The organism is Agrococcus casei LMG 22410, from assembly GCF_900163565.1.
Classification (GTDB): domain Bacteria; phylum Actinomycetota; class Actinomycetes; order Actinomycetales; family Microbacteriaceae; genus Agrococcus; species Agrococcus casei.
The window spans coordinates 1-25,650 of record NZ_FUHU01000020.1 but is presented as its reverse complement, the minus strand read 5'-3'; the positions used below and the strand labels follow the sequence as shown (position 1 = coordinate 25,650).

26 protein-coding genes and 3 tRNA genes are annotated in these 25,650 nt (G+C 65.1%); 11 read left to right on the top strand and 18 right to left on the bottom strand.

The annotated features are described in order from the left end of the window. Positions 1 to 106: 106 nt before the first annotated feature. Positions 107 to 2,662: an ATP-dependent Clp protease ATP-binding subunit gene (locus CZ674_RS03110; RefSeq protein ID WP_086991075.1), complete on the bottom strand. Its 2,556-nt coding sequence runs from the start codon at positions 2,660 to 2,662 to the stop codon at positions 107 to 109. 187 nt (positions 2,663 to 2,849) lie between these two features. Here CZ674_RS03110 and CZ674_RS03105 point away from each other — a divergent pair, with 187 nt between their 5' ends. The 3 genes from CZ674_RS03105 (at position 2,850) to CZ674_RS03095 (ending at position 5,420) form a co-directional block, all read left to right on the top strand. Beyond that, positions 2,850 to 3,467 (top strand): hypothetical protein, encoded by a 618-nt coding sequence (locus tag CZ674_RS03105; RefSeq protein ID WP_086991074.1) that lies wholly within the window; start codon positions 2,850 to 2,852, stop codon positions 3,465 to 3,467. Next, entirely contained in the window at positions 3,467 to 3,700 is a 234-nt protein-coding gene (locus tag CZ674_RS03100; protein WP_086991073.1) for a helix-turn-helix domain-containing protein, read from the top strand. The genes CZ674_RS03105 and CZ674_RS03100 overlap by 1 nt, the downstream gene beginning before the upstream one ends. A 112-nt stretch (positions 3,701 to 3,812) precedes the next feature. Continuing rightward, positions 3,813 to 5,420, top strand: coding sequence for a CPBP family intramembrane glutamic endopeptidase (locus tag CZ674_RS03095; RefSeq protein ID WP_086991072.1), 1,608 nt, complete (start codon positions 3,813 to 3,815; stop codon positions 5,418 to 5,420). Between the two features lie 21 nt (positions 5,421 to 5,441). Here the strand turns inward: CZ674_RS03095 and CZ674_RS03090 are convergent, their stop codons facing one another. Continuing rightward, positions 5,442 to 5,621 (bottom strand): hypothetical protein, encoded by a 180-nt coding sequence (locus CZ674_RS03090; protein WP_086991284.1) that lies wholly within the window; start codon positions 5,619 to 5,621, stop codon positions 5,442 to 5,444. Positions 5,622 to 5,680: 59 nt separating this feature from the next. Then, a complete protein-coding gene (lysS, locus tag CZ674_RS03085) occupies positions 5,681 to 7,216 on the bottom strand; it encodes a lysine--tRNA ligase (RefSeq protein WP_086991071.1) in 1,536 nt (511 codons plus the stop codon). A gap of 90 nt (positions 7,217 to 7,306) precedes the next feature. Between lysS and CZ674_RS03080 the strand changes: the two genes are divergently transcribed. Beyond that, positions 7,307 to 7,648, top strand: coding sequence for a hypothetical protein (locus CZ674_RS03080; RefSeq protein WP_086991070.1), 342 nt, complete (start codon positions 7,307 to 7,309; stop codon positions 7,646 to 7,648). Positions 7,649 to 7,658: 10 nt separating this feature from the next. Here the strand turns inward: CZ674_RS03080 and panC are convergent, their stop codons facing one another. The 12 genes from panC to tilS form a co-directional block, all read right to left on the bottom strand. Next, on the bottom strand, positions 7,659 to 8,516 hold the full coding sequence (panC, locus tag CZ674_RS03075; protein WP_086991069.1) for a pantoate--beta-alanine ligase: 858 nt from the start codon (positions 8,514 to 8,516) through the stop codon (positions 7,659 to 7,661). A 34-nt stretch (positions 8,517 to 8,550) separates the two neighbouring features. After that, entirely contained in the window at positions 8,551 to 9,240 is a 690-nt protein-coding gene (locus CZ674_RS03070; RefSeq protein ID WP_086991068.1) for a Rossmann-like and DUF2520 domain-containing protein, read from the bottom strand. Next, a complete protein-coding gene (locus tag CZ674_RS03065) occupies positions 9,241 to 11,151 on the bottom strand; it encodes a PH domain-containing protein (protein WP_086991067.1) in 1,911 nt (636 codons plus the stop codon). After that, entirely contained in the window at positions 11,151 to 11,642 is a 492-nt protein-coding gene (locus tag CZ674_RS03060; protein ID WP_086991066.1) for a PH domain-containing protein, read from the bottom strand. The genes CZ674_RS03065 and CZ674_RS03060 overlap by 1 nt, the downstream gene beginning before the upstream one ends. Before the next feature lie 18 nt (positions 11,643 to 11,660). Then, positions 11,661 to 12,125, bottom strand: a complete 465-nt coding sequence (locus tag CZ674_RS03055; protein ID WP_234988416.1) for a DUF3180 family protein — start codon at positions 12,123 to 12,125, stop codon at positions 11,661 to 11,663. A gap of 5 nt (positions 12,126 to 12,130) precedes the next feature. After that, on the bottom strand, positions 12,131 to 12,643 hold the full coding sequence (gene folK, locus CZ674_RS03050) for a 2-amino-4-hydroxy-6-hydroxymethyldihydropteridine diphosphokinase (protein WP_234988400.1): 513 nt from the start codon (positions 12,641 to 12,643) through the stop codon (positions 12,131 to 12,133). Continuing rightward, a complete protein-coding gene (folP, locus tag CZ674_RS03045; protein ID WP_159456879.1) occupies positions 12,640 to 13,821 on the bottom strand; it encodes a dihydropteroate synthase in 1,182 nt (393 codons plus the stop codon). The genes folK and folP overlap by 4 nt, the downstream gene beginning before the upstream one ends. After that, positions 13,818 to 14,393, bottom strand: coding sequence for a GTP cyclohydrolase I FolE (gene folE, locus CZ674_RS03040; RefSeq protein ID WP_086991064.1), 576 nt, complete (start codon positions 14,391 to 14,393; stop codon positions 13,818 to 13,820). The genes folP and folE overlap by 4 nt, the downstream gene beginning before the upstream one ends. A 10-nt stretch (positions 14,394 to 14,403) precedes the next feature. After that, positions 14,404 to 16,389: an ATP-dependent zinc metalloprotease FtsH gene (ftsH, locus tag CZ674_RS03035; protein WP_086991282.1), complete on the bottom strand. Its 1,986-nt coding sequence runs from the start codon at positions 16,387 to 16,389 to the stop codon at positions 14,404 to 14,406. Between the two features lie 77 nt (positions 16,390 to 16,466). Beyond that, positions 16,467 to 17,027 carry a hypoxanthine phosphoribosyltransferase gene (hpt, locus tag CZ674_RS03030; RefSeq protein WP_086991063.1) on the bottom strand — a complete coding sequence of 187 codons (561 nt, stop codon included), beginning with the start codon at positions 17,025 to 17,027 and terminating at the stop codon, positions 16,467 to 16,469. 47 nt (positions 17,028 to 17,074) lie between these two features. Further along, entirely contained in the window at positions 17,075 to 17,779 is a 705-nt protein-coding gene (locus CZ674_RS03025) for a hypothetical protein (protein ID WP_086991062.1), read from the bottom strand. A 24-nt stretch (positions 17,780 to 17,803) separates the two neighbouring features. Next, positions 17,804 to 18,796, bottom strand: a complete 993-nt coding sequence (gene tilS, locus CZ674_RS03020; protein ID WP_086991061.1) for a tRNA lysidine(34) synthetase TilS — start codon at positions 18,794 to 18,796, stop codon at positions 17,804 to 17,806. A 54-nt stretch (positions 18,797 to 18,850) separates the two neighbouring features. Here tilS and CZ674_RS03015 point away from each other — a divergent pair, with 54 nt between their 5' ends. Beyond that, positions 18,851 to 19,396 carry an inorganic diphosphatase gene (locus tag CZ674_RS03015; protein WP_086991060.1) on the top strand — a complete coding sequence of 182 codons (546 nt, stop codon included), beginning with the start codon at positions 18,851 to 18,853 and terminating at the stop codon, positions 19,394 to 19,396. A gap of 65 nt (positions 19,397 to 19,461) precedes the next feature. On the opposite strand, the gene CZ674_RS03010 is transcribed toward CZ674_RS03015, so the two are convergent. Next, entirely contained in the window at positions 19,462 to 20,823 is a 1,362-nt protein-coding gene (locus CZ674_RS03010) for a M23 family metallopeptidase (RefSeq protein WP_086991059.1), read from the bottom strand. Between the two features lie 270 nt (positions 20,824 to 21,093). Here CZ674_RS03010 and CZ674_RS03005 point away from each other — a divergent pair. From CZ674_RS03005 to CZ674_RS02995, 3 genes are all read left to right on the top strand, one after another. After that, positions 21,094 to 21,166, top strand: a tRNA-Glu gene (locus CZ674_RS03005). A 28-nt stretch (positions 21,167 to 21,194) separates the two neighbouring features. After that, positions 21,195 to 21,268: transfer RNA gene (locus tag CZ674_RS03000), tRNA-Asp, on the top strand. A 58-nt stretch (positions 21,269 to 21,326) separates the two neighbouring features. Further along, positions 21,327 to 21,399, top strand: a tRNA-Phe gene (locus CZ674_RS02995). A gap of 757 nt (positions 21,400 to 22,156) precedes the next feature. Here CZ674_RS02995 and CZ674_RS14235 read toward each other — a convergent pair. Continuing rightward, entirely contained in the window at positions 22,157 to 22,318 is a 162-nt protein-coding gene (locus tag CZ674_RS14235) for a hypothetical protein (RefSeq protein WP_200810040.1), read from the bottom strand. A gap of 582 nt (positions 22,319 to 22,900) precedes the next feature. Next, positions 22,901 to 23,863 (bottom strand): DUF2332 domain-containing protein, encoded by a 963-nt coding sequence (locus tag CZ674_RS02985; RefSeq protein ID WP_086991057.1) that lies wholly within the window; start codon positions 23,861 to 23,863, stop codon positions 22,901 to 22,903. On the opposite strand from CZ674_RS02985, the gene CZ674_RS02980 reads away from it, so the two are divergent. The 3 genes from CZ674_RS02980 to CZ674_RS02970 all read left to right on the top strand — a co-directional run. After that, positions 23,849 to 24,250: a YdcF family protein gene (locus tag CZ674_RS02980; protein WP_143244613.1), complete on the top strand. Its 402-nt coding sequence runs from the start codon at positions 23,849 to 23,851 to the stop codon at positions 24,248 to 24,250. The two genes, CZ674_RS02985 and CZ674_RS02980, sit on opposite strands and share 15 nt — an antisense overlap. A 105-nt stretch (positions 24,251 to 24,355) precedes the next feature. Further along, entirely contained in the window at positions 24,356 to 24,955 is a 600-nt protein-coding gene (locus tag CZ674_RS02975; protein WP_086991055.1) for a hypothetical protein, read from the top strand. A gap of 507 nt (positions 24,956 to 25,462) precedes the next feature. Beyond that, on the top strand, positions 25,463 to 25,650 hold a 188-nt coding region (locus tag CZ674_RS02970), incomplete at its 3' end, for a transposase (RefSeq protein WP_200810030.1).

The window sequence follows — 25,650 nt, the reverse complement described above, 5'->3', positions numbered from 1 at the left end:
GCATTGCAACAGTATCCCCCACGCATGAACCACAGGTAAAGGGCAGGCGTCAAAACGAAGAGGGAAGAGCCGAAGCCCTTCCCTCATTCGCCTTGACGCGGTGACGCTATGCGGACTCTTCTCCGCCTTCATCACCTGTCGTCTCGTCGCCATCTGTCGACTCGATCTGCGCATCCGTCTTCTCGGCTGCACCCACCGACACTGGCGTCGGCTCGGGAAGCTCGTGCTCGAACACGAACTCCTTGCCGTCGTAGTCGACCTTCACGTGGTGGCCTGCCAGCAGCTCGCCGTGCAGGATCTTCTCGCTGAGCGCGTCTTCGACGTTGCGCTGCACCGCACGACGGAGCGGACGCGCACCGAGCGTGGGGTCGTAGCCGAGCTCGATCAGCTTCTCCTTGGCGGCGGTGCTCACCTCGACGGTCATGGCGCGATCCATCAGACGATCCGACAGGCGCGCGACGAACAGGTCGACGATCTGCAGGAGGTCCTTCTTCGACAGCTGAGGGAACACGATCGTCTCGTCGAGACGGTTCAGGAACTCGGGGCGGAAGTTCTTCTTCAGCTCTTCGTTCACCTTGCCGCGCATGCGGTCGTAGTCGGTCTTCGTGTCGCCCTCTGCGACGAATCCGACGGGGCCGCCCGAGATGTCCTTCGTGCCGAGGTTGGTCGTCATGATGATGATCGTGTTCTTGAAGTCGACCACACGGCCCTGACCGTCGGTGAGACGGCCCTCTTCGAGAATCTGCAGCAGCGAGTTGAAGATGTCGGGGTGTGCCTTCTCGATCTCGTCGAACAGCACGACCGAGAACGGCTTGCGGCGCACCTTCTCGGTGAGCTGGCCGCCCTCGTCGAATCCGACGAATCCGGGAGGGGCTCCGAACAGGCGGCTGACGGTGTGCTTCTCACCGAACTCCGACATGTCGAGCGAGATCAGTGCGTCTTCGTCGTCGAACAGGAACTCGGCGAGTGCCTTCGCGAGCTCGGTCTTTCCGACGCCGGTCGGGCCAGCGAAGATGAACGAGCCGGATGGGCGGTTCGGGTCCTTGAGGCCGGCGCGCTGACGGCGGATGGTCTTGGCGAGCACGCTGACAGCCTCTTTCTGGCCGATGACGCGCTCGTGCAGCGCCTTCTCCATGAAGATGAGGCGTGCCGACTCCTCTTCGGTCAGCTTGAACACCGGGATGCCGGTCGCGTTTGCGAGCACCTCGGCGATGACGCCCTCGTCGAGGGTGCCCGTGGGGCCGCCCTCGCCCGAACGCCACTTCTTCTCGAGGCGCAGACGCTCGCCGAGCAGGTTCTTCTCTTCGTCGCGCAGCTTGGCAGCGCCCTCGAAGTCCTGCTCTTCGATCGCCTTCTCCTTGCGGGTGCGAACGTCGGCGATCTTGTCGTCGAAGTCGCGCAGCTCGGGAGGAGCCGACAGGATCGACAGGCGCAGACGCGCGCCGCCCTCGTCGATCAGGTCGATTGCCTTGTCGGGAAGGAAGCGGTCCTGCACGTAGCGGTCGGCGAGCGTGGCCGCCGACTCGAGCGCGCTGTCGGTGATGGTCACCTTGTGGAACGACTCGTAGCGGTCGCGCAGGCCCTTGAGGATGTTGATGGTGTGCGCCACCGAGGGCTCGGAGACCTGCACCGGCTGGAAGCGGCGCTCGAGAGCGGCGTCCTTCTCGAAGTGCTTGCGGAACTCGTCGGTCGTCGTCGCGCCGATCGTCTGCAGCTCACCGCGTGCGAGCAGCGGCTTCAGGATGTTCGCGGCATCGATCGCGCCCTCTGCGGCACCAGCGCCGACGAGGGTGTGGATCTCGTCGATGAACGTGATGATGTCGCCGCGGTTGCGGATCTCCTTCGTGACCTTCTTGAGGCGCTCTTCGAAGTCACCGCGGTAGCGGCTTCCGGCGATGAGGCTGCCGAGGTCGAGCGTGTAGACGTGCTTGTCCTTGAGCGTCTCGGGCACCTCGCCCTTGACGATGGCCTGCGCGAGGCCCTCGACGACGGCCGTCTTGCCGACGCCGGGCTCACCGATCAGCACGGGGTTGTTCTTGGAGCGGCGCGACAGGATCTGCATGACCCGCTCCATCTCCTTCTCGCGGCCGATGACGGGGTCGAGCTTGCCGTCGCGTGCGGCCTGCGTGAGGTTCTTGCCGAACTGGTCGAGAATCTGCGAGCCGCGCGTCTCGGATGCGGTGGCCGTGCCGGACTCGCCGCCGACAGCAGCGGTTTCCTTGCCCTGGCTGCCCGAGAGCAGCTGGTTGACCGTCTGGCGCACCGTGTTGAGGTCGGCGCCGAGCTTGACGAGCGCCTTCGCGGCGATGCCTTCGCCCTCGCGGATCAGGCCGAGCAGGATGTGCTCGGTGCCGATGTAGTTGTGGCCGAGCTGCAGAGCCTCGCGGAGGCTGAGCTCGAGCACCTTCTTCGCGCGCGGCGTGAAGGGGATGTGACCGGTCGACGGGGTGGCACCCGACCCGATCATCTCCTGCACGAGCTCGCGCACCGCATCCAGCGAGATTCCCAACTGGTCGAGCGCCTTCGCCGCAACACCTTCGCCCTCGTGAATGAGGCCGAGCAGGATGTGCTCGGTGCCGATGTAGTTGTGGTTCAGCATCTTCGCTTCTTCTTGCGCGAGCACGATGACGCGACGAGCGCGATCCGTAAACCTCTCGAACATGCGGTTCTCCTAACGTCTTGGCATCGACTGTAACCGCGCATGGGGTGTCTTTGTGCCGTTGTTCGCTGTCGGCGGGCAGGCACGAGGCGATCCGCGAGGGGCAAGTCGCCCTGAGGGATTGCGCGGCATAACGAATGTCGATAGGTTAGCGATTATCGATACCAACGACAATCGATATGGAGTGATCATGGACGAGCAGACGTCGGGCCCCGAGCCCCTCACCAAGAACGAGCGGTCGACGCTGCGGGTGTTGCAGGCGTTCGCGATCATCGGAGTCATCGGCGCGGCCATCGTGCTGGTGTTCGGGATCGTGGCGCCGTTCATCATGGGCGGCGTGCCGGTTCCGGTCGTGGTCGCCGACAGCTCGGCCGGCGCCCTCGTCGACGACCTGCCGAACGTCACGCTGAGCGGCATCGAGGGCACTGCCCTGGTTGAAGGTGCCGGCTGGGGCCTCTACGCCCTCTTCTACGCAAGCCTGGTCATCGGCGGCGGCGGGCTTCTCATCGTGCTGATCACAGTCGCGAACATGGCAGAGCGGATGCTGCGCGGCGACACCTTCCTGTCGCAGGCGAAGCACGCGTTCATCTGGGCTGCGGCAGGTGTCGCGGCGGCCTTTGTCGGCAGCGAGCTCATTCCGGGAGTGCTCAGCATGGCGGCGCTCGGCGCGTTCGACGACAACGCGGCGCTCGGAGCGGTCGCGACCATCAGCTCGACGTCGTTCCTGCTGATCGCAGCGCTCGGCGCCGCCGCAATCGCCTTCAGGGCAGGGCAGCGCGTGAAGAACGACGCCGACGGGCTCGTCTGATGCCGGGCGAAGTCAACCTCTCGCGCCTCCACTGCCGAGTCGGCGAGCTTGCGTACGAGCAGAGCCTCACGCTGACGCAGTTGGCGGATGCGGTGGGCATCAGCGTCGTGAACCTCTCGGTTCTCAAGAACGACAGGGCGAAGGCCATCAGGTTCTCGACGCTCATCGCACTCTGCGACGCCCTCGGCTGCCAGCCTGGCGATCTGTTCACCCTGCGGCCGCTGGAACCCTGAGCCCGCTGGCTGCTGCGCCCGCGCATCCGTGTCTCTGTTCGCTTGCCGCACAGTGTTCACCTGGCGCATAGGCGTCACGACTACCCTGGATACGATCTTCTGAAAGGGCGCGATGTCGTACACACCCGGTAACCCGTATGGCCAGAATCCGAACGGCCAGGCGGCGAATGCCCAGTCGGGCTATGTGCAGCCCCAGTTCGGACAGGGAGCCGGCAACTGGACGGCACCGGGAGCAGTCGGCGGCGCGCGTCCGTGGGATCTCGGTCCCGGCGGTGTTCCGTTGGCGCCGATGCAGCAGGCGCCTCAGCCGCGCAAGAGCGGCACGCCTGCGGTGATGCCGCTCGCCGGTCAGACCTATGCCAGCGCCTTCAGGCCGCTGCCGAAGCGCTGGGGCAGGTTCCTGCTCGGCCTCGGCATCGCACTGGGCATGTTCCTGCTCAGCCAGGCGCCGTCGACGATTCTCGTGTTCTTCCTGCTGGCCGACGCCCCGATGACGGCGCTGACCGATCCGAACCAGCTCATGTCGCTGCTCATGACCTCAGACTGGCTGCTGGTCGTGACCAACATCGGCTGGGGCATCATGATCGCGGGATCGATCGCGACGATGGCCATCTACGGTCCCGGAGCCTGGAAGTACTTGCTCAGCGTCGCCGGCAAGTGGCGGTGGGGCCTGACACTGAAGGCGCTCGGCCTCTTCGCCGGCCCGTTCGCGATCTACATCGGCTTCACACTCATGGTCGAAGAGGGGCTCACCTGGCAGTTCGACCCGAACTGGCTGCTGGTGTTCTCAGTGCTGCTGCTGACGCCGCTGCAGGCGACAGGTGAGGAGTTCCTGTTCCGCGGCGTGCTGACGCAGAAGATCGGCGGATGGATCCCCCACCAGATCGTCGCGGCACTCGTCTCGGGCGGTGTCACCGGGTTCATCTTCGGCGCCATCCACGGGCACGGATTCTCGCTCGCGACGCTGCAGCTCATGTGCGTCGGCTGGGTCTGCTCGCTGCTCACGCACCGCACCGGCGGGCTCGAGGCGGCATCCGCGCTGCACACGCTCAACAACATGTTCATCATGCTGCCGCTGGCGTTCATGGGCGTCTCGGCGCTCGACCCGACCATGGGCGGCGCCGCCGGCGTCCAGAGCCCGCTGATCGTGCTCGCATCCTTCGGGCTCGCGATGTTCGCGCTCGGATCCTCGTACGCACTGGCGCACTTCTTCTTGAAGAAGGAGCAGCGCGTCACTGTCGGAGCTCCCGGCGCCGAGGCGCTGCTGGCGCCCGCATATGCAGTCGCATTCGGCGGACCGGTCGGCTACGCAGGTGCACCTCGCCCCGCTGCTGGCGGTGTCTCGAACCCGATGGGCGGGTACGGGGCTGGAGGTCAGCAGTATGGGGGCCAGCCTGGGGCGCAGCAGTTCGGCAGGCAGCCTGGTTATGCGCCTCCTGCAAGTGCCGCGGCACCGACGTATGCTCCCCCGCCCAGCGCGGTTGCTCCTTCGCAGCACAACCCGTATGCGCCGCGCCCGCAGGGCGGTGCCCCAGTCGGCAGTGCCCCAGTCGGCAGTGCATCAGTGGGAAGTGCGCCGGCGGCGGATGGGCAGTCGTACGGCGGAGCGCGCGACGGCGCGTTCACGACACGCGAGCCGTTTGCGCAGCCGGGCTCAGAGCAGCGCGACGACGCGGGTCAGCAGTCGAACCGCGGACACTGGCAGCCGCCGACCAACTGAGCGGCAGCTAAGGCGCGGTGCTCAGGACTGCTTCGGCGGCAGTCCGGCCTTGGCGCGCTCTTCTGCTTCGATCTTGTCGTAGACGCGGCGCGCGGTGCGGTCGCCGCGGATGATGGTGCGCAGGATCCACCAGAACAGCAGCACAATGACCAACGTGGGAACGAGCGAGAAGATCGCGTTCGCCCAAAATTCTTCTGGCATGCCTGCCATTCTACCGCGTGCCCTGAACTCCAAAGGGAGTTCAGGGCCAGCGGCCCCGGCTACTTCACCAGCGGGAAGAGAATCGTCTCGCGAATGCCATTGCCGGTCACGGCCATCAGCAGGCGGTCGACACCCATGCCCATGCCTCCCGAAGGCGGCATGCCGTGCTCGAGAGCGGTCAGGAAGTCCTCGTCGAGCGGCATCGCCTCGACATCGCCACGCGACGCGAGCGACGCCTGCGCCACAAAGCGCTCGCGCTGGTCGACCGGGTCGATGAGCTCCGAGTATCCGGTTGCCAGCTCGAAGCCGCGCACGTAGAGGTCCCACTTCTCGACAACGCCCGGCTTCGACCGGTGCGCGGCGGTGAGCGGCGACGTGTCGACCGGAAAGTCGATGACGAAGGTGGGCTTGTCGAGCCCGGGCTTGACGTAGTGCTCCCACAGCTCTTCGACGAGCTTGCCGTGCGTCGGCTGGTCGACCTCAATCTCGAGCTCGCCTGCCCATGCCAGCAGCTCGTCGAGCGACGTCTCGACCGTGACCTCGCGGCCAGCGGCCTCCGAGAGCGACTCGTACATCGGCAGCTTCTGCCATTCGCCCGAGAAGTCATACACCGACCCATCGGTCAGCTCGACCTCGAGCCCGCCGGTAGCGGCCAGGGCGGCGTTCTGCACGAGCTCTTGCGTGAGGTCGGCGATCGTCATGTAATCGCCGTATGCCTCATACGCCTCGAGCATCGCGAACTCGGGGCTGTGCGTCGAGTCGGCTCCCTCGTTGCGGAAGTTGCGGTTGATCTCGAACACCCGCTCGAGTCCGCCGACGACAGCGCGCTTCAGGTAGAGCTCAGGCGCGATGCGCAGGAACAGCTCGGTGTCGAACGCGTTCGAGTGCGTCACGAACGGACGAGCGGATGCGCCGCCGTGCACGCGCTGCAGCATCGGCGTCTCGAGCTCGGTGAAGTCGTGGCCGGCGAAGGTCTCGCGCATCGACGCGTTGACAGCGGCACGGATGCGCACGTTCTGACGCGCCTGGTCGCGCACGATGAGGTCGAGGTAGCGCTGTCGCATGCGCGTCTCGTCATTCAGCTCGGCGTGCAGGTTCGGCATCGGGCGCAGGGCCTTCGATGCGATGTGCCAGTCGGTGACCATGATCGACAGCTCGCCGCGGCGCGACGAGATGACGCGACCGGTGACGAACACGTGGTCTGCCAGGTCGACGAGGTCCTTCCAGCTGGCCAGCGACTCCTCGCCGACCTCGGCCAGCGACACCATGGCCTGGATGCGGCTGCCGTCGCCCGACTGCAGCGAAGCGAAGCACAGCTTGCCCGTGTTGCGCGCGAACACGACGCGACCTGCGACGCCGACAACGGCATCCGTCTCTTCGCCCGACTCGAGGTGCGCGTACTGCTCGCGCACGTCTGCGATGCGGTGCGTGACCGCGACCGCGACGGGGTACGGGGCGATGCCTGAGTCGATCATGCGCTGGCGCTTCGCGAGGCGAACCTGGTGCTGCTCGGTGCTCTCTGCCTCAGCGGCGAGGGCTTCTTCAGCGGTCTGCGCGTTCTCGGGCGCGGCGGTGTTGTCGGGCACATCTGTCATGCCCTCAAGCCTATCGAGAGTCGGCGGATGCGGTGGCCCTGTCGGGTGTCGTCCAGAAGGCTCTGCAGGCGGTCGGCTACGCTCCCCCTCATGCGCAACGCCCTCGGAATCGTCGGAACACTCGCCTTCTTCGCGGGCGCCGTCCCCCTGGCGACGATCCTCTTCGAGGGAACGTGGGAGCAGGATTCGGTTCGCGGCACCTGGCTGGTGGTGCTGACAGTCGGCGGCCTGCTGATCGCCTGGAGCAGGCTGCTGCTTCCGGGCGGCATGGCACGCGGGCGCAGCAGCGACGGGATCGATGACCGCCGGCGCCGTCGCCGACGCGAGCGCCGCAACTCGTCATCCAGGTCGCGGCCGCGCCGCAGCGTCAGGTCGTCGAGGCGCTCGAAGCCCAGTCGCCGCACGCGATCGAAGCCGCGCCGACGCCGCTGAACTGGTCAGCTCAGTCGACGCTCACCATGGTGTTGTCGATCAGCCGCACGTCGCCAACGCGAGCGGCGATGATGACGCGGGCTGGTCCCCTGTGGTTGTCGGGGATCGCGCGGAATGTCTCGGGGTCGACGGCTGCGAGGTAGTCGAGCGACACCCCGCTGTCTGACTGCACGACGCCCTGCGCCGCACTGAGCATCGCCTCGACCCCCTGATCTGCCGAGCGGCTGGCTGCCCGCAACGCCTGGCTCAGCACCAGCGCATCCGCCTTTCGCGACGGCTCAATGCGGCCGTTGCGGCTCGAGAGGGCGAGCCCGCTGTCTTCGCGCTCGGTCGGCACGCCGACGATCTCGACGGGCATGTTGAGGTCGCGCACCATGCGCTTGACGAGAAACAGTTGCTGGGCGTCCTTCTCGCCGAACACCGCGACGTCGGGGTGCACGATGTGGAACAGCTTCGACACCACCGTCAGCACGCCGTCGAAGTGGCCGGGGCGGCTGCGGCCTTCGTACAGAAACCCGACAGCACCCGCCTGCACGACGGTCTCAGACTTGCCGTCGGGGTACATCTCATCGACAGTCGGCGCGAAGACCAGGCTGACACCGAGCTCTTCGAGCTGTGCGACGTCGGCGTCGAGCGTTCTCGGATACGCCTCGAGGTCGCTCGCCTCGCCGAACTGCATGGGGTTCACGAACACCGAGGCGACAACGATGTCTGCTCGCTCAGCCGCCTCGCGAACGAGCGCCAGATGCCCTTCGTGCAGCGCGCCCATCGTGGGAACGAGGGCGATCGTCTTGCCGGCAGCCCGCTCGGCGTCGAGGGCTTCACGGAGTTCGCGGATGCGCGTCAGAGTCGTAAGCACGCCTTCCATCGTATTGCCGCCCGGCAGGTGCTCGGCACAGCCCCTACTGCTCGGCGTCGTAGTTGCGCGAGAGCGCGGCTTCGACGCTCGAGCGCACCACCTGGCCCAGCACGCGGCCGGGCCTCTCGACGCCGAGCTGAGCGAGCATCCGCGCCGACTGCGACACGATCGAGTCGCTGAACTCGGTCGCCGTCGCAATCGCCTCGGCGTAGGCGGGCCGGTCGCCCTCTTCGATCACAACCGGCTCAGCGCCGAGCTCGACCGCGAGCGCCTGCGCGATCGGCAGCACGGCCGCCGGCGCAGTGACGGCGAACGACGAGAAGAGCAGCTGCTGCAGGTCGATCGAGGTGCCGGTGAACGTCATCGCCGGGTGCACGGCGAGCGGAATCGCCCCCTGCAGCCGGGCAGGCTCGAGCACCTGGGTGCCGAACGACGCGTCGGTGTGCAGCACGAGCTGCCCCGGCTGCCAGAGGCCGGCTTCGGCGAGGCCCGCCACGAGCTGCTCGAGCTGGTCGCGCGGCACCGCGAGCACGACGAGCTCGCTGCGCTCGAGAATCGTCGGCACATCGAGCAGCGGCGCATCCGGCATGAGTGCCTCGACACGCTCCCAGCCGTCTTCGCTGATGGCATGCACGCCGACGAGCGAGTGCCCGACGCCCGCAAGGGCAGCACCGAGCACCGGTCCGACGCGGCCGGCGCCGATGATGCCGACGCCGAGGCGTCCGGGCTGCATCTAGCGGCCGTCCTGGTAGTCGCTCTGCTGGTCGCCGAACTGGTCGCCAGTCTGCTGAGCACCGGGCGAGAACTGCGTCCAGCGGTTGGGGTCAGCCTGCGGCGGCTGCGAAGCAGACGGATGCGCGGGCGGGCCCGTCTGCACGATGCGCGCGCCCATAGGCGGCCCGGCCGGAGGCTGCAGGTGCTGCAGCGTCTCGGGAGCGACTGCGTATGCCGGGCTCGGCGGCGGCCCGTCGAACGCGGGCTTCGCAGCCTCGCCGTCGCTGCCCCAGGTCTCGGACTTGTCGCTCACCATGGCTCCTCGCACGGTCGTGTTCGCGTGGCCGAAGATGACGTTGACATCGTTCTGATCCATCGCGCCGAGGCTCATCAGGCCGAGCAGGCCGACGGTGTGGAACTGCACTCGAGCCAGCTTCGCGAGTCCGTAGATCGGGCCCTGCGAGATCGACACCGACTGCACGCGAGCGGCCGGCACGATGTTGACGGTGCGCCAGATGCGCCCCTTGCGCAGCACGAACAGCTCGTCGTTGGCGTGCATGCCGTTGCGCTTCAGCGAGAACCAGCGGAATGCCCGAGCGCGCTTGGGCGAGGTGATGAACCCGGCCTCGATGCCGCGCGAACCCTCGAGCGCCTCGTGCATGACGAACGGAACCCGATCGGGCGAGATGACCAGCCGCAGGATTGCTTCGACGTCGGCGCGGTTGCCGACCGGAAGCAGCACCGTGCCGAGGCTCGCCTGGCTGTTGCCGTTCGAGCTGGCCGTCGGCATCGTGGCGCGGCCGTAGCTGACCTTCCACCACCCGAACGGGCGCCACATCATCGGCTGCGTGACCGTGATCGAGAAGATGCGCCCGGGAGGAATCGTCTCGCTCGTCACCGACGCGAGCCCGCGCGAGACGCGAATGCCGTTGACGGTGCTCGCCACCGAGAACCTCAGCTGCCCGATGAGCTGTCCGAACACCGCGACGACGGTGATGATGGCAGTCGGCACGAACCCGAGCAGAATGAGCCATTCGCCCGTGGCGACCACGATCACGATGATGGCGATCGTCAGGAACACCGCCCACGGCAGGAAGTTCAGAAACGACGATGCGATCAGGCGGCCAGCGTGCATGCTGACGAGCTGGTGCTCCTGCTGCTGGAGGTCGGCCTCGGGGTTGAGAAACTCATTGCGCACCCCGCCGACGAACCCGGCGTGCGCACCCGGCTGCTGCGAGAATCCGCTTGTGTGCCCCTGCGGAGCCATCTGACCCTGCGGAGTCGCCTGCCCCTCTTCGCGCTTGCGACCGGATGCGCGGTGCAGAATCTCGCCGCGCAGTGCGGTCGCGAGATCGGCCTTGAGAAACGAGAGCTCGACTTTGCCGTCGCTCGACGCCTGCTCGATCTCGAGCTTGGCGAGCCCGAAGATGCGCGCGAGCCACGGCTTCTGCATCTCGATGCTCTGAATGCGGCCGAGGGGCGCACGCCGGTGCTTGCGGTTGAGAATGCCTTCGCGCAGCTCGACCACATCGCCCGTGATGCGGAACGTGCGCATTCGATACGAGACATAGAAGCCGACGACGCAGAGGATCAGGATGACGACGACCGCAGCGATCGCCGCGATGAGCCAGCCCGACTCGAGCAGCATCGTGATGGGGTCGTCTTCGTAGTAGCCGTATGCGTCGGGAAAGAACCAGCCGATGATGCGGTCGCGTCCCCAGGCGATCAGGACTCCGATGAACACCAGCAGCGTCAGCCCACCGCGCAGCAGCGGAGTGAGCGGGTGCATGCGGTGCCATTCGCCGTCTGAGAGGTTCTTGGCGTCTTGGTGCGTCTGCTGCGAGACACCCGGGTTCGGGGCACCGGGCGACGGATGTGCGGGCGGCTGAGCCTGCCCGTTCCAGTCGTTGGGAGGTGTGGGTGTCGACACTAGAGCCCGGCTCTCCGGGTCTCGGCCGAGGCGACCAGCTCGTCGCGCAGCGATTCGGCGCGCGCGGCGCTGAGGCCAGGCAGCACGACGCCGCTCGTGGCAGCGGCCGTGACGAACTTGAGCTTCTTGAGTCCGAACATTCGCTCGATGGGGCCCTGCTCGATGTCGACGATCTGCAGTCGGCCGTATGGCACTGCTACGAATCGGCGGAACATCATGCCCTGCCGCATCATGAAGTCGTCCTGGCGCTGCACGTAGCCGAGTGTGCGAGTTCTGAAGAACGAGAAGATCGCGTTGATGAGGGTCAGCACGAAGATCCCCCCGACGCTCAGGCCGATCGCGAGCCAGTTCTGGCTTGTCGCGAAGAACAGGATGACGCCCACGATCGCCATCAGCACTACCCCGCCGATGATGGTCGAGATCAGCTGCACCCAGAGGTACCGGGGCTCAACGCGCTCCCACTCGGCTGCGATTTCGATCCTGTCGCTCACGGTCACTCCTCGTCGCGATCACTGGTATCCCAGCGACGGCTTTCGCTCATCTGCCTGCTCGTCGTCTTCGGGAGGCAGCTTGCACCATCCCTCGGCAATGATGCCACAGACGGCCAGTGCGACCCCTCCGATTGCGGCGATCGCAAGGTGCACCACGGTTTCTCCCACGGTCACCGGTCTCGTCAGCACGAATGCCAGCGCTCCGAGCGCGTAGCCGCCCATGAGCGCACCCACGACGATGCCGGCCTTGGCTGCGGCGAGCACCGCCAGCGCGTACTTGAAGTCGATGCGCCGACTGCCCTTCGCAGCACCGCGAACCGGAGCGGCCAGCGCCAGGATCGCGGCTCCGAGCGCAGCGCACGAGATGCCGAACGTGAACGACGGAAGCATCGCCGCCCGGCCGCTGCCGACCAGCAGCAGATTGAGCGCGAGTCCGGCAAGCACCGCGACCAGAGAGACCGCGGCGATCACGCCAGGGCTCATTCTGTTCACGGGCGATACCGCCACACGTCGCCGTCAGCATACTCGGCGAGCTCGGCGACCGAGCCGTGGCCGGCGAGCTGCGCGTCAGGCTGCAGCTCGACCCACGGCTGCAGCACGAACTGCCGGGTGTGCGCCAGCGGATGCGGCAGCGTCAGCCGTTCGGTCGTCTGCTGCACGCCTTCGAAGGCGATGATGTCGACGTCGAGCGTGCGGTCGCCGTAGCGCTCAGAGCGGGTGCGGCCGAACGCGTCTTCCAGGGCGTTGGCCGCCTGCAGCAGCTCGTCGGGGCTGAGCGTCGTGCCGATGATGACGATCGTGTTGACGTAGTCGGGGGCGTCGCCGACGCTGTCGGGCTTCCAGGCGGGCGACTCCCAGAGGTCGCTCTTGGCGCGCACCCTGATGCCGTCCATGCGCTCGAGCAGCAGCATGGCGCGCTCGATCGTGGCAGCGCGGTCGCCGAGGTTCGCGCCGAACGACAGCACTGCCTCTCGCTCTACCACCAGGTGGAACTCCGTCACAGTGTCCAGTCTGCCTCGTTGAGACGGCTGACGCTGACTGCGACATCCCCGAACGGCACTCCGACAGGGGCATTCGGCTTGTGCACGGTGACGTGGGCGGCATCGACGAGCGGAAGCGCGGCACACGCGTCTGCGATGCGGCCGGCGAGCGCTTCGATCAAGTCGACGGGTTCGCCCTCGACCACACTGACCACCTTCTGGGCGATCTCGGCGTAGTTGACGGTGTCGGCGAGCGCGTCGCTCTCGACAGCACGCCCGAACCGGCCCGACAGGTCAACGTCGACGACGAACTCCTGGCCCACTGCGCGCTCTGCTGCGAGCACACCGTGGAATCCGTAGGCGCGAACGCCCTCGATGCGAATCGCGACGTCGTTGTCGACGTGATCATCAGCTGCTTCTTCGACGAGGTGCTGCACGCGAATGGCCGCGACGGTCGACGCGACATCGTGCACGCGCACTGCGTGAGCGCCGAGCTGGGCGGCGAGCATGCTGGTGGCGGCCGTCGCCGCATCGCGCTCGGTCGCATCCGCCCCCTCGGGCAGCACGTCGCCGAGAAACCGCTTGCGGCTCGTGCCGACGAGAATCGGCAGGCCGAGGCTCCGCAGGCGTCGCATGCCAGCCAGCAGGCGCCAGTTGTCGTGTGCGTCCTTCGAGAATCCGAAGCCCGGGTCGACGATGATCCGGTCGATGCTGATTCCCGCGGCTTCGGCAGCGCCGACGCGCTCGATCAGATGCTCGAGCACTTCGGTCACGACGTCGTCGTAGCCTGTGTCGACCAGCACATCGAGTCCGCGCGAATGCATCAGCACGATGCGCGCGTCGGTCGCAGCGACGGTCGCGAGCATCTCGGGGTCGTGCTCGCCCGCAGTGATGTCGTTGATGATCTCGGCACCGGCGTCGATCACGGCCTTCGCGGTCGTCGCGTGCACGGTGTCGACAGAGACGCGGATGCCCTCGTCGACGAGAGCACGCACCACCGGAAGAATGCGATCCAGTTCGTCGGCTGCGCTCAGAGGAGTCGCACCGGGCCTGGTGGACTCGCCGCCGATGTCGATGACGTCTGCACCCTGTGCGCGCATCCGTCTGGCGTGTGCGATCGCGGCGCCTGCGTCGACGTAGCGTCCGCCGTCGCTGAACGAGTCTGGCGTGACGTTCAGGATGCCCCAGACTTCAGTCATCGGGTCACCCGCTCCCCAATCAGCGCGAGCAGCTCGGCTCGTGCGACGGGCTCGGTCAGCGAGCCTCGGCTTGCGAGCGTCACCGTCGAGGCGTTGGACTGATTCGCGCCTCTTGTCGCGAGGCAGCCATGGCTGGCGTCGACGACCACGAGCACTCCGGCGGGGTCGAGGCCCTGCACGAGTGCGTCGGCGACCTCGTCGGTCAGCCGCTCCTGAATCTGGGGCCGGGCCGCGATCGTGCGCACCACTGCAGGGATTCGACCGAGACCGACGATCTTCGCGCCCGGCAGGTATGCAACGTGCGCGACGCCTGAGAACGGCAGCAGGTGGTGCTCGCACATCGAGGTGAACTCGATGTCGCGAAGCAGCACGACCTCGCCGGTCTGCTCGCCTACGTCGAGCGAATCGCGCAGGTGCTCGACGGGGTCGCTGCCCACTCCTCTGAAGAACTCGGCATACGCATCAGCGACTCGCCTCGGAGTCTCGTGCAGGCCGTCGCGGGCAGGGTCGTCGCCGATGGCGGCGAGCAGCTCGCTGACTGCGCGCTGCACTCTCTCACGGTCGATGCTCATGCGGGGCTCGTCAGTCTTCTGACTGCTGCGACTGCGCCTCGCCAGCGGCGTCCTGCGGGTCGATCGTGTCGGCCCCGACAGCCTCGCCGACGTCTTGCGACACGGGAAGCTCAATCGGAGGCAGGTCGCTCACGGGGCGCTCGGGACTCGAGAGCCACTGCGCGCGACGGGGCAGCTTGCGCACGTTCTTGAATATCTCGGCCAGAGCGGTGTGGTCGAGCGTCTCGCGCTCGAGCAGCTGGCGAGCCAGCTCGTCGAGCACGTCGCGGTTCTCGTTCAGCACCTGCCAGGCTTCGTCGTGCGCCTGCTCGACGAGGTCGCGCACTGCCGCGTCGACCTTCTCGCTGACCGACTCGGAGTAGTCGCGGCCACCAGACATCTCGCGGCCGAACACCTCGTTCTGATTGGTCGTGAGTCGCACCGAGCCGACTGCAGAGGTCATGCCGTATTCGGTGACCATCTTGCGCGCGATGCCCGTGGCCTTCTCGATGTCGTTCGAAGCACCCGTTGTGGGGTCGTGGAAGACGATCTCTTCTGCGACACGGCCGCCCATCGCGTACGACATCTGGTCGAGCAGCTCGTTGCGCGTCACCGAGTAGCGATCGTTCACGGGCACGACCATGGTGTAGCCCAGGGCGCGGCCGCGGGGCAGGATCGTGACCTTCGTGACGGGGTCGGAGTGGTTCATCGCGGCTGCTGCGAGTGCGTGACCGCCCTCGTGATAGGCCGTGATGAGCTTCTCTTTGTCGTTCATGACGCGCGAGCGGCGCTGCGGCCCGGCCATGACTCGGTCGACAGCCTCGTCGAGCACTGCCTCGGTGATCAGCTGCTGGCTGGCGCGGGCGGTGAGCAGCGCAGCCTCGTTGAGCACGTTGGCGAGGTCGGCGCCCGTGTAGCCGGGGGTCTTGCGCGCGAGCACATCGAAGTCGACGCTCGGGTCGACCGGCTTGCCCTTGGCGTGCACCTCGAGGATCTGGCGTCGGCCGATCATGTCGGGGGCGTCGACGCCGATCTGGCGGTCGAAGCGGCCGGGGCGCAGCAGCGCCGGGTCGAGGATGTCGGGGCGGTTCGTCGCCGCGATCAGAATGACGTTGGTCTTGACGTCGAAGCCGTCCATCTCGACCAGCAGCTGGTTGAGGGTCTGCTCGCGCTCGTCGTGGCCGCCGCCGACGCCGGCGCCGCGCTGGCGGCCGACCGCGTCGATCTCGTCGACGAAGATGATGGCAGGAGCACTCTGCTTGGCCTGCTCGAAGAGGTCGCGAACTCGGCTCGCGCCGACGCCCACGAACATCTCGACGAAGTCAGAGCCCGAGATCGAGTAGAACGGAACACCGGCTTCGCCCGCGACTGCGCGAGCGAGCAGGGTCTTGCCTGTTCCGGGAGGGCCGTACAGCAGCACGCCCTTCGGGATCTTGGCCCCGACTGCCTGGAACTTCTCGGGGTCTTCGAGGAACTCCTTGATCTCGCCGAGCTCCTCGACAGCCTCGTCGCTGCCTGCGACATCGGCGAACTTGACCTGAGGCATGTCCTTGCTGACAGCCTTGGCCTTCGACTTGCCGAACTGCATGACGCCTTTGCCGCCACCGGCCATCCGCGTCATGAGGAAGTAGAAGATGACGACCAGCAGCAGCGCCGGAAGCAGCACGCTGAGCATCGAGAGGAACCAGTTGCCCTGCGGCACCTCGTCGGAGTACCCCTCCTCGGGGTCGGCGGCATCGATGGCCTCGACGACTGCGTCGCCGCGCTGCTCGACGTAGTAGAACTGCACGCGGTCGCCGTACTTTTCGTCGGCCTCAGAGAGCATGAGGTCGACACGCTGTTCGCCGTCGACGATGAGCGCCTGCTTCACCTTGCCGTCTTCGATCAGCTGCATGCCGACATTGGTCGGGACAGACTGGAACGACGGCGTTGTGATGAACATCAACGCTGTTCCGATGATGACGACAGCAAGCACGACCCAGGGGATGGGCCCGCGGAGAATTTTCTTCAAGCTCATGAACACCTTCGACAGATAGCGACTCCTCAATGTATAGGCCAGACCTCTGTCTCGCCCGAGTGTTCGCTACGGGCGGGCTATTCCTCGCCGCCGTAGACGTGCGGGGCCAGCACTCCGACGCCTCGCAGATTGCGGTACTTCTCGGCGTAGTCGAGGCCGTAGCCGATCACGAACTTGTTCGGAATGTCGAAGCCGCAATACTTCACGTCGACCTCGACCTTGAGTGCATCGGGCTTTCGCAGCATCGTGCAGATCTCGACCGTGGCGGCACCGCGCGAGATGAGGTTCTGGCGCAGCCACGAGAGCGTGAGCCCCGAGTCGATGATGTCTTCGACGATCAGCACATGACGACCGGAGATGTCGGTGTCGAGGTCTTTCAGGATGCGCACGACACCGCTCGAGACGGTGCCCGAGCCGTATGACGAGACGGCCATCCAGTCCATCTCGATGTGGCGCCTGAGCGAGCGGGCGAGGTCGGCCATGACCATGACTGCGCCGCGCAGAACGCCGACCAGCAGGATGTCGCGACCGTCGTAGTCGGTCTCGATCTGACGCGCGAGCTCGCCGAGCTTGTCGTGCAGCTGCTGCTCGCTGATGAGCTCTTCTGCGAGGTCTTCGCGAATGTCGGCCAGTTCCATGGGTCAGCTCCTCAGGGTCGCTCTGCGGGGGTGTTCCAACGGTACCGCTATGCGGGCGGCTGGAACGACAGCAGGGATGCGCGGATCACTTCGAACTCGTCTTCGCCCAGGTAGTCGCGAGCGGCGTCGAGTGACTCGAACTCCCACTTGCCGTCAAGCTCGGGGTCGGGCAGCAGCGCAGTCGTGGCGACCATGTAGGGCAGCTCGTCCTGGATGAAGAACGAGACGCCGCAGGTGTCGGACTCGATGCGATCGGTCTCGATCACCCCGGCGGCGAACTGCACGCCGTCGTCGCCCGGCAGGGCGATCGCGACGTAGCTGAATGCGCTGTCGGCCGGCAGCTCGGCACTGTCGAGCAGCACAGCCTCGCCGTCGCCGGAGCACTGTGCAGGCGGGTTCTGCGAATCCTGCAGCGTGATCATCTCGTTGCCGTCGACCGTGAGGTGCACGATGTCGAGGTACTGGCCCGCGGGCACGCCGGCGGGCGTCTGGTACTCCCAGTTCCAGCCCCAGCCGGGCGGCACCTTGAGGCTTCCGCGGCCGTCCTGTGCGGCTGCCTCGCGCCAGTCCGACGTGTCAACGTCGTCGAATTCGGGCGCAGGCGTCTCGTCTTCGGTCGGCGAAGGCGCAAGCGTGGGCGGAGGTGCGGTGATCACCGTGTCGCTCTCGGAAGGCGACGGACTCGGGTCGTCTCCCGCGCATCCGACCAGCGCCAGCACGGCAACTACGGGGAGGGCAAGAACGCGTCGCATGCGACTATTCTGCCACCGGCCTGTCTATGCGGCGGTGAAGAAGATGCGCTTTCCTTCGCGACGCACCTGCAGACCCGGAAGATGCAGCGGGCCCTGGCCGTGCCAGTCGGTCACGAGGCGCGAGACTTCGAGCGTCTGCTGGCGCGTGAGCGAGACATGGAACTCGCTCTGCACCGCGAGTCGGATGATGCGCTGGCGCAGTGCCGGCGGGTTGGCTCGCAGCGCCTCGGCTTCGAGCGAGAGGCCGGCTTCTGCGTGCTCGACGAGGTCGCCGATCTGCTCCTGCGCGAAGTGCGCGAGGGCCTCTGCGTCTTCGCGCAGCTGGTCGGCGGTGCGCGTGAGGGCCAGTGCGACGCCGCCTCCGAGCTCTTCGTCGAGCATGGGCAGCACACGCTGACGGATGCGCACACGGGTGTAGCGGTCGTCGGAGTTGTGGGGGTCGTTCCAGGGTTCGATGCCCTGGTCGACACATGACTGGTGCGTCTGGTCGCGGCGGATCTGCAGCATCGGCCGCCGCATGGGGCCGATCACGGTGTGCATGCCCCACAGGCTCTCGGCGCCGGAGCCGCGGGCGAGGCCCAGCAGCACGGTCTCGGCCTGGTCGTCGAGGGTGTGGCCGAGCAGGATCGCTGCAGCGCCCGTCTCTTTGCGAACCGACATGAACGCGGCATAGCGCGCCTGGCGCGCGGCAGCCTCAGGGCCGCCCTGCTCGCCGACGTCGATGCGACGCACGATGACCGGGTCGAGGCCGAGCCCAGTCGCCTGCTCTGCCGCCCGCTGGGCCACCTCGTCGCTGCCCTCCTGCAGACCATGGTCGATGATCACGGCGCCAGCGCGGAGGCCAGCACGAGGAGCCTCGAATGCGGTGGCCGCGGCGAGTGCCAGCGAATCGGCGCCTCCGGAGAGCGCGACGAGTACCAGCTGACCCTCTGAGAGGTCGCCAAGGGACTCGCGCACAGCCCGACGGATGTCGGCCATTGCGGGAGTCAGACGGGGGCGCCTAGCGTTTTCGGGCATGAAGTAACCTTATGACCAATCCTAGTGACAATGCGAGAATGTGAGGATCAGCGGATGACCGCATATGACGTTGTGATCGAGATTCCCAAGGGAAGCCGCAACAAGTACGAGCTCGACCACGAGACGGGTCGCGTCTACCTAGACCGCGTGCTCTTCACCTCGTTCGCGTACCCCGCCGACTACGGCTTCTTCGAGGGCACGCTCGGCCTCGACGACGACCCTGTCGACGCGCTGGTGCTGCTCGACTACTCGGTGCCCCCGGGGGTCTTCGTGAAGGTTCGCCCGGTCGGCCAGCTGAACATGGAAGACGACGGCGGCATCGACACGAAGGTCATCTGCGTGCTCGAGAAGGACCCCCGCTGGGCACACATCCAGGACATCGGCGATGTGCCGCAGAACACCAAGGACGAGATCGAGCACTTCTTCGTGCACTACAAGGACCTCGAGCCCGGCAAGTGGGCCAAGGTCGGCGGCTGGGAGGGCGTCGAAGCAGCCACCAAGACCGTGACCGACGGCTTCGAAGCCTACGAGAAGGCCAACGGCGAGACCGACGAGTCGGTCGAAGCTGCCGAGGGCGGCCGCAAGGACGTCGCCGAGTAGTCACTCGCACACGAAGAACGCCCCGCTGAGCAGCTGCTCAGCGGGGCGTTTCTCATCACCTGTCGCTAGATGTTGACTCCGCGTGCCCGAAGCCACGGAACAGAGTCCTGGGCCACGCCGTTGACCCGCAGGATGAAGTGCAGGTGACAGCCTGTTGACCAGCCCGTCGTGCCCTCGTATGCAATGACGTCGCCTGCATTGACGTACTCACCCCATCCGCGGAACGTCGGATACATGTTGTGGTAGTACGAGGTCGAGACGCCGCCGCCATGGTTGATCGTCACGAAGTTCGCGCCGTAGCCGTCGACACCGATCTGCGAGATGGTTCCGGCTGCGGCAGCGCGGATCGGAGCACCGCATCCTGCGCTGAAGTCGGTGCCGTCGTGCAGCACGTAGCCCCACTGGCCGAGGGGGTCACTGCGCATCCCGAAGTGCGAGGTGATCCAGCCCGAGCTCGGACGAGTCCAGCCGCTGTTGGTTACGGGCGGGTCCGACGTGGGAGGAGGCGTGTAGGTGCCGGTGCCGGGGTTGTTGTTCTCTTCGCGCTCGCGAGCTTCCCGCTCTTCGCGCTCGCGGGCTTCACGCTCTTCACGCTCACGGCGCTCGCGCTCCTTGCGCTCGAGCTCTGCGCGGTACTCGACGCCAGCCTGGTAGTCGGCCTCAGTCGCGGCGCGGTCCTCTTCGAGCACGCTCAGCTGGGCCTCGAGCTCACCGCGGTGGTCCATCTCCTCGGTGACAGCCTGCTCGGCTGCCTGCTGCGCGGCCATCGCGTCATCAGCGGCCTGCTGCGCCTCCTGGTAGAGCTCGTCGCGCTTGTCTGAGGCCACCTTCGCCTGGTCCTTGAGGGCCAGTGCCGTGTTGGCGTCCTTCTGTGCCTGCTCGTACGAGACCGAGAGGGTGCCGCTGACGCGGTCCATCATGCCCAGGCGGTAGAGGTAGTCATCGGCTTCGCCGGGGTTGGCGAACAGCTCGACGCTCATGTTGCCGGTGCCGCCGGTGCGGGCGATCTCACCCGTCATGGCAGCGGCCTGCTTCTTCGACTCTTCGGCAGCCTCAGCAGCCTTCGCTGCCTGCTCGTCGAGATACATGGCGTTGCCTCGGGCCTCATTGAAGGCATCCTGAGCCACCGCCGCAGCCGTGGTCATCTCGCGGGCGTGGTCTTGGGCCGCTGCTGCCTGGTCTTCGAGGTTCGAGATCAAGGCCTTGATCTCTTTAATCTGCTGCTCTTTGGCGGCTTCGTTGCCGCGAGCGGCCTCAACTGCTGCCCAAGTGGGGTATCCGTTCTCGTCGGTCTCCTGTGCCTGAGCTGTGGTGCCGTTCACCGTTGTCGAGAAGAGTCCGGCGAGTGCAACGATCGACAGCAGCGCTGCGAGTCGCGTGCGGCGACGTGTTCCTGATCTGCGCGCGTTGTGAGATGCAGAGTGCATTCGAGTCCAATCCTGTTGTCGTCAGGCCCGGGCGACCGAACACAGACCGCCAAAGCGTATCAAGTTCATGCTCAACTTGAAAGAGTTTGGCGGGTACGGCAGATGGGCTGTCGCATCGAGAGCGGCACGTCTTGCGTTCTCGATTGGCGCGCGAGGCCGGTTTCTGCATACAATCGCGTGGGCCGTGAATGGCTCAAGTGCCGGGATTTGCAATTGCGTGAAACCATGCAGTACGCTCGATCTTCGGTAGTTGTGTGCCTGAAAGCACATGGCCCCATCGTCTAGTGGCCTAGGACGTCGCCCTTTCACGGCGGTAACACGGGTTCGAATCCCGTTGGGGTCACGCAAGACGGAAAAAAATAACACAATATGGCCCTGTAGCGCAGTTGGTTAGCGTGCCGCCCTGTCACGGCGGAGGTCGCGGGTTCAAGTCCCGTCAGGGTCGCAAAGCAATTGCCCTCTCGAAAGAGAGGGTTTTTGCCCAGGCGACGCGAGTCGTTGCCGGCTCTGTAGCTCAGTTGGTAGAGCGTTCGACTGAAAATCGAAAGGTCACCGGATCGATGCCGGTCGGAGCCACTGAAACCCCTCCTAGCTTCTACATGGAGGGGTTTCTTCTTGCCTCCAAACCGCATTTCGGAAGACTTTCTGAAGGCTGCCAATCGCCCTTGTGCCGGTTTTGTGCCGGTTGTCGACAAGTTTGAACCTCTCGCTTGCAACGCATGACGTACTGTTTGTCTCGACACTCGGAGGTTTGACACCAATGGACGAGACTCCCCCCATCGAGAGCACGCCAGTAGCATTGCCAAGTCCGTTTCTCGTAGTTCGAGGCACTGTCGTCGCAGGTCTGCTCCTGTCGGGAGTTCTGATGCTGTGCACACCTGCGCTCGCCTGGAATGCCGCTCATGAGTTAAGCAATTTCTCCCAACTCCCCTTCTACGGAGCTCTCGGCACCCTCCTCTATCTAGTTCCCACACTCGCGAACAGCTGGTGGATACCTCGGTTCGTCGGACTGCCGCCGATCGGGTGGTTCGCCGCAATCTGCAACTACTGCACCTTCATGCTCGGAATTGCCGTCGCGACAGCAGTGCTCTCCGAGAGTTCATTCGCATCCGGGCTAACGGGTGGGGTACTAGCAACCTTGTTCCTCGCGCCAGTCGTAGCAGTCGGAACTTTTGCGTCCGAAGCAATCCGGAGGCTCACCAGCCTAAGTACACCGTCGGCGATTTGCACCGGCGCAATCGGGCTGGCCGCTTGGATATTCATCCTCAGCCAAACCCACTAATGAAATCACTCACCCCTCCTGTGATTAAGCAGCTTTCCATCTGACGGTGGATCACAGCGCGCTCTCGCTTTTAGCCAGGCCGATGTAGGCGATGACGTCGTACCTGGCGCGCTCTTTCGTCGCGTAGACGGTGCGGTAGACACGTTCGTTCTTCAGCGCAGAGAAGAACGATTCCCACAGCCTGAGGAAACGCGATTGCCCGACAATGCTCAACTTCGAATGCCAAGCTATGATGTGAAAGAGGACCGAGTACTTACTAACAGTACCGACGAGTCGATGAGCAGTTGCACGGGCACCCGCCGATAACGGTCGATTCTGACTCCCTTGGTATTCCACCGCGGGAAGATGTCAATATTGGTTTAGCTCAATCTTGGCCGTCTGGCTAGGGAGAACTTGGAGTACTAACCGATCGTTGCCCCAGCGCCGGAGATCTTGCCGTGCTGGCATCCTCGGGGTGGACACCAGCGCCTACAGCATCGGCTACGTCGCCGGATGGATCGGCGGAGATGCGCCCATAATCCGCATTGCCGACCTCGTCGCACGCGGCCTGGGAGGGGCCGCCTGGTCACCAGCGCCGCTGCCTACCGCGGTCGCGAACGCAGCGTCTTCTTCTCACTCCACATCATCAATCTCTAGCAGCCCCTTGCCAGAGCTCCCCCTGGCACTAGTCTCGCCACTGCCCCGGCGACGACGTGGGATATGCATAAAGATGCACGCTCATCTTTCGAAAGTGCTGCTCAATGGGGTGACTCTATCGGCCGCTTTCCCATGGACACAAACGTCACAAGCGGTGATTCACAGCAGTTCGAGCGACTGGCCGTGAGGTCCTACTAGAGCCCGAGCTTGGCCGTTGACTGCAACAATCGTTCGGCCGTCGATGTCCTTCGAAACTTGTTCCGTCACACGGGGAAGCACAGCCGGCCCCTCGTTGCTGATCCAGGTAACCGGGAGCTGAGAAACGGTCTCCGTGAAGCGAGACCGCTCGTCTGGCGTCATGTAGACCAGGACGGCGCTGTGAAAGACGACAACACTTGCATCACGCGGAGCCTGCGCCACGAGGTCGGCGATTTCATCGCTCGCGTCGCCCCGGACGAGTTTCGGTGGGTCCTGCGCTGCGACCCGAGCCGCGCGGCGCAGTCGAGCGCGGCGTTCTTCGTGTTCAGGCCATACAAGTGCTTCTAGCCAGTCGACCTGCTCGGCGTCGCTTGCGTCCAGCGGGTTGAGGTCGATTCCGGCCCGGGAAGCGACCTCAGGAAGTCTAGGTGCCGCGAAGTCGGAGCCAACGACGGGGCAGGAGAATACAACGTCGCTTTCGCCGTCCCTGGGGTCGAGTTCGAGCACTCGACCGTGCAGGTCGTATCGGTAGCTGTAACGATCCGGGTAGAGGCAGAGACCTGCGGAAGCGCCGACTTCGATGAGGGCGATCGGCTGCGCCACTTCTGCGAAGAAGGGCAACAGGACTGCGCATCGCGCCGCCTCATTCGTCTGCGTCGAGCGCTGCATCACGAGCGCTCGCTCCATATCCCAATGCTCCAGAAGCCAACTCCGCAGCTCGTCATACCCCGCGACGGGCGCTCCGAGAGCCCGCGCGGCCGCAAAGATCAAATTCGGCTGACGCTTGCTCCGGGGAAGTTGCCCGATCAATTCGCAGACTTCCGCGTCGGCAGCGACCCCTCTCGCCCATCGCTCGTATACGGGTGAAACTCCTCGCGCTTCGATTTCTGCGAAGCGCAAGTAGGTGTCGTGTACCGCATTCATGGTCGCAGTCTAGGCGGTCGTGGAAGACGCCTGCTGGCGATCTCGGCATCGGGATTAAAGTCGAGCGGCGGTGGAACCGTGATCGGAGAAGTCCTCGAATCGCAGCTCATGGCGGAGTGCGCACGAGCGGCTCTTGGCTTCTCTGGCCTGGCACTCCTTGACCAGACAAGCCGGTCGACGTGGCAGAACATCGAGAACGCGATCCCCCTCATCGGAGAAGCCGGGTTGATCAAGATCGTACCGGCATCGCTGCGATGCTCACAGATCGCGGCATCATCGAATCAACCGGAGGCATTGCCGCCCTGCCGTTCGGCCAACGCGTCACGCAATACCGACTCACTGACAAACACGCGCAGCCGGCTGCATAGAGAGAGCCTCGACTATTGAAGGACGCGGCCGAACAGGGAACGGATATGGTGTTTATATTCCAATGATGTGATCGCCGGCTTTTCTCGTTTAAGAGTTTGTAACGAGGAGCAAGGAGTAAAGACGATGTTTACCACTCAACGGGAACCCCTTAACTTGGCAGTGTCTGGCGTCTTGCTTTCTCTTGCCGGCATCGCCCCGCTTCTCATTGATTTTGTAATCAGCCAGCAACTCGCTACATCGATGCTTCCTTTCTTCTACCAGGGCGGGCGACACCTCATTCACGGCGTACTACTGATTGCTGCCTTTGCGGTCTTGGCAATAGGACTACCTGGCAAGCAGCGTGTGGCTCGGAAGCCCCTGTTGATCGTGGCCCTCACCGGTTTTGGAGTGGGGCTGTTTGCGGGTCCTTTTCTTGCGAGCGCCGTGGAGACTTTGACGTTTGGCACTTCGCTCGTTATCGTGCTCGCTGCTCTGGGGATCCTGGCCGGTGTGGTGTTGCCCCGATCTGGAGTGGTGTCGGGCTGGGAGCGTTGGCTGCCCACGGTAACAATTCTCACAAGTGTCTACGTCCTGTTTTCATCACTGATCCCGCTACCGATTTTCCCCAGGTCTGTTCCGAGCCTCATCCTTCTGGCCGTTGGAGCGTTGCTTCTCATCTCCGGGATCCTCAGCAGGGAAAGCGCTGAGAGCCCTCGACCAGTTATGAGTGCCACTACGAATTAGCCCATTGGGGACTACCGATTGAACAACAACTCATCAAAGAGACCGCACACTTAGCAACGCAAGCTATTGGCTAGTCAGCAATCTTCGACGCTTCAAAGACCCGCAAGGTTTATCGAAGTTAGTACGGTTTATCCATCGAGAATAAACCCTGGGGCCCACCAAGAACACCCACCTAGTCAAGGCAACAACCCTAAAGATAAAACTCATACGCATGAGCCCCACATCCATGCTCCAAGGCGTCTCATTCAGTCTGCCTGGGATCAGTCACGACATGCGCCCTACCGGATGAAACCCACATCCGCAGGGTCGAGCACGTCGTCTGGAGCTCGCTCGATCTGTTGTTCATACTGAGCCAGCACAAACCGTTTGCGGGCCGATGTCAGGTCATAGGCCGGTGTTGCAAGCATCAGCTCTCGCGCCTCCCCCTGCGACAGCTCGGGACTGCTGCACGAATAGGTGACATCTGATCTGGCTTGCCCGTGGGGGTTGGCCTGGAAGGATGTTGCTGTGCCCAAGCCCTACCCGAGCGAGTTCCGTGACGATGTTGTGCGCGTCGTGAGGAACCGTGAGCCCGGCGTGACCATCGAGCAGATCGCGAAAGACTTCGGTGTCCACCCGATGACGCTGCAGAAATGGCTGCTGGGGTGTGACACTTCTTGTAGACAGTCGTTACCAGGAAGGCACGACAGAGACTC

What these genes read in the sequence shown, in the direction of transcription:
- CZ674_RS03110 (WP_086991075.1), bottom strand. Translation starts at nt 2,662, where the DNA reads ATGTTCGAGAGGTTTACGGATCGCGCTCGTCGCGTCATCGTGCTCGCG.
- CZ674_RS03105 (WP_086991074.1), top strand. Translation starts at nt 2,850, where the DNA reads ATGGACGAGCAGACGTCGGGCCCCGAGCCCCTCACCAAGAACGAGCGG.
- CZ674_RS03100 (WP_086991073.1), top strand. Translation starts at nt 3,467, where the DNA reads ATGCCGGGCGAAGTCAACCTCTCGCGCCTCCACTGCCGAGTCGGCGAG.
- CZ674_RS03095 (WP_086991072.1), top strand. Translation starts at nt 3,813, where the DNA reads ATGTCGTACACACCCGGTAACCCGTATGGCCAGAATCCGAACGGCCAG.
- CZ674_RS03090 (WP_086991284.1), bottom strand. Translation starts at nt 5,621, where the DNA reads ATGCCAGAAGAATTTTGGGCGAACGCGATCTTCTCGCTCGTTCCCACG.
- lysS (WP_086991071.1), bottom strand. Translation starts at nt 7,216, where the DNA reads ATGACAGATGTGCCCGACAACACCGCCGCGCCCGAGAACGCGCAGACC.
- CZ674_RS03080 (WP_086991070.1), top strand. Translation starts at nt 7,307, where the DNA reads ATGCGCAACGCCCTCGGAATCGTCGGAACACTCGCCTTCTTCGCGGGC.
- panC (WP_086991069.1), bottom strand. Translation starts at nt 8,516, where the DNA reads ATGGAAGGCGTGCTTACGACTCTGACGCGCATCCGCGAACTCCGTGAA.
- CZ674_RS03070 (WP_086991068.1), bottom strand. Translation starts at nt 9,240, where the DNA reads ATGCAGCCCGGACGCCTCGGCGTCGGCATCATCGGCGCCGGCCGCGTC.
- CZ674_RS03055 (WP_234988416.1), bottom strand. Translation starts at nt 12,125, where the DNA reads ATGAGCCCTGGCGTGATCGCCGCGGTCTCTCTGGTCGCGGTGCTTGCC.
- folP (WP_159456879.1), bottom strand. Translation starts at nt 13,821, where the DNA reads ATGACTGAAGTCTGGGGCATCCTGAACGTCACGCCAGACTCGTTCAGC.
- folE (WP_086991064.1), bottom strand. Translation starts at nt 14,393, where the DNA reads ATGAGCATCGACCGTGAGAGAGTGCAGCGCGCAGTCAGCGAGCTGCTC.
- ftsH (WP_086991282.1), bottom strand. Translation starts at nt 16,389, where the DNA reads ATGAGCTTGAAGAAAATTCTCCGCGGGCCCATCCCCTGGGTCGTGCTT.
- hpt (WP_086991063.1), bottom strand. Translation starts at nt 17,027, where the DNA reads ATGGAACTGGCCGACATTCGCGAAGACCTCGCAGAAGAGCTCATCAGC.
- CZ674_RS03025 (WP_086991062.1), bottom strand. Translation starts at nt 17,779, where the DNA reads ATGCGACGCGTTCTTGCCCTCCCCGTAGTTGCCGTGCTGGCGCTGGTC.
- tilS (WP_086991061.1), bottom strand. Translation starts at nt 18,796, where the DNA reads ATGCCCGAAAACGCTAGGCGCCCCCGTCTGACTCCCGCAATGGCCGAC.
- CZ674_RS03015 (WP_086991060.1), top strand. Translation starts at nt 18,851, where the DNA reads ATGACCGCATATGACGTTGTGATCGAGATTCCCAAGGGAAGCCGCAAC.
- CZ674_RS03010 (WP_086991059.1), bottom strand. Translation starts at nt 20,823, where the DNA reads ATGCACTCTGCATCTCACAACGCGCGCAGATCAGGAACACGTCGCCGC.
- CZ674_RS02985 (WP_086991057.1), bottom strand. Translation starts at nt 23,863, where the DNA reads ATGAATGCGGTACACGACACCTACTTGCGCTTCGCAGAAATCGAAGCG.
- CZ674_RS02975 (WP_086991055.1), top strand. Translation starts at nt 24,356, where the DNA reads ATGTTTACCACTCAACGGGAACCCCTTAACTTGGCAGTGTCTGGCGTC.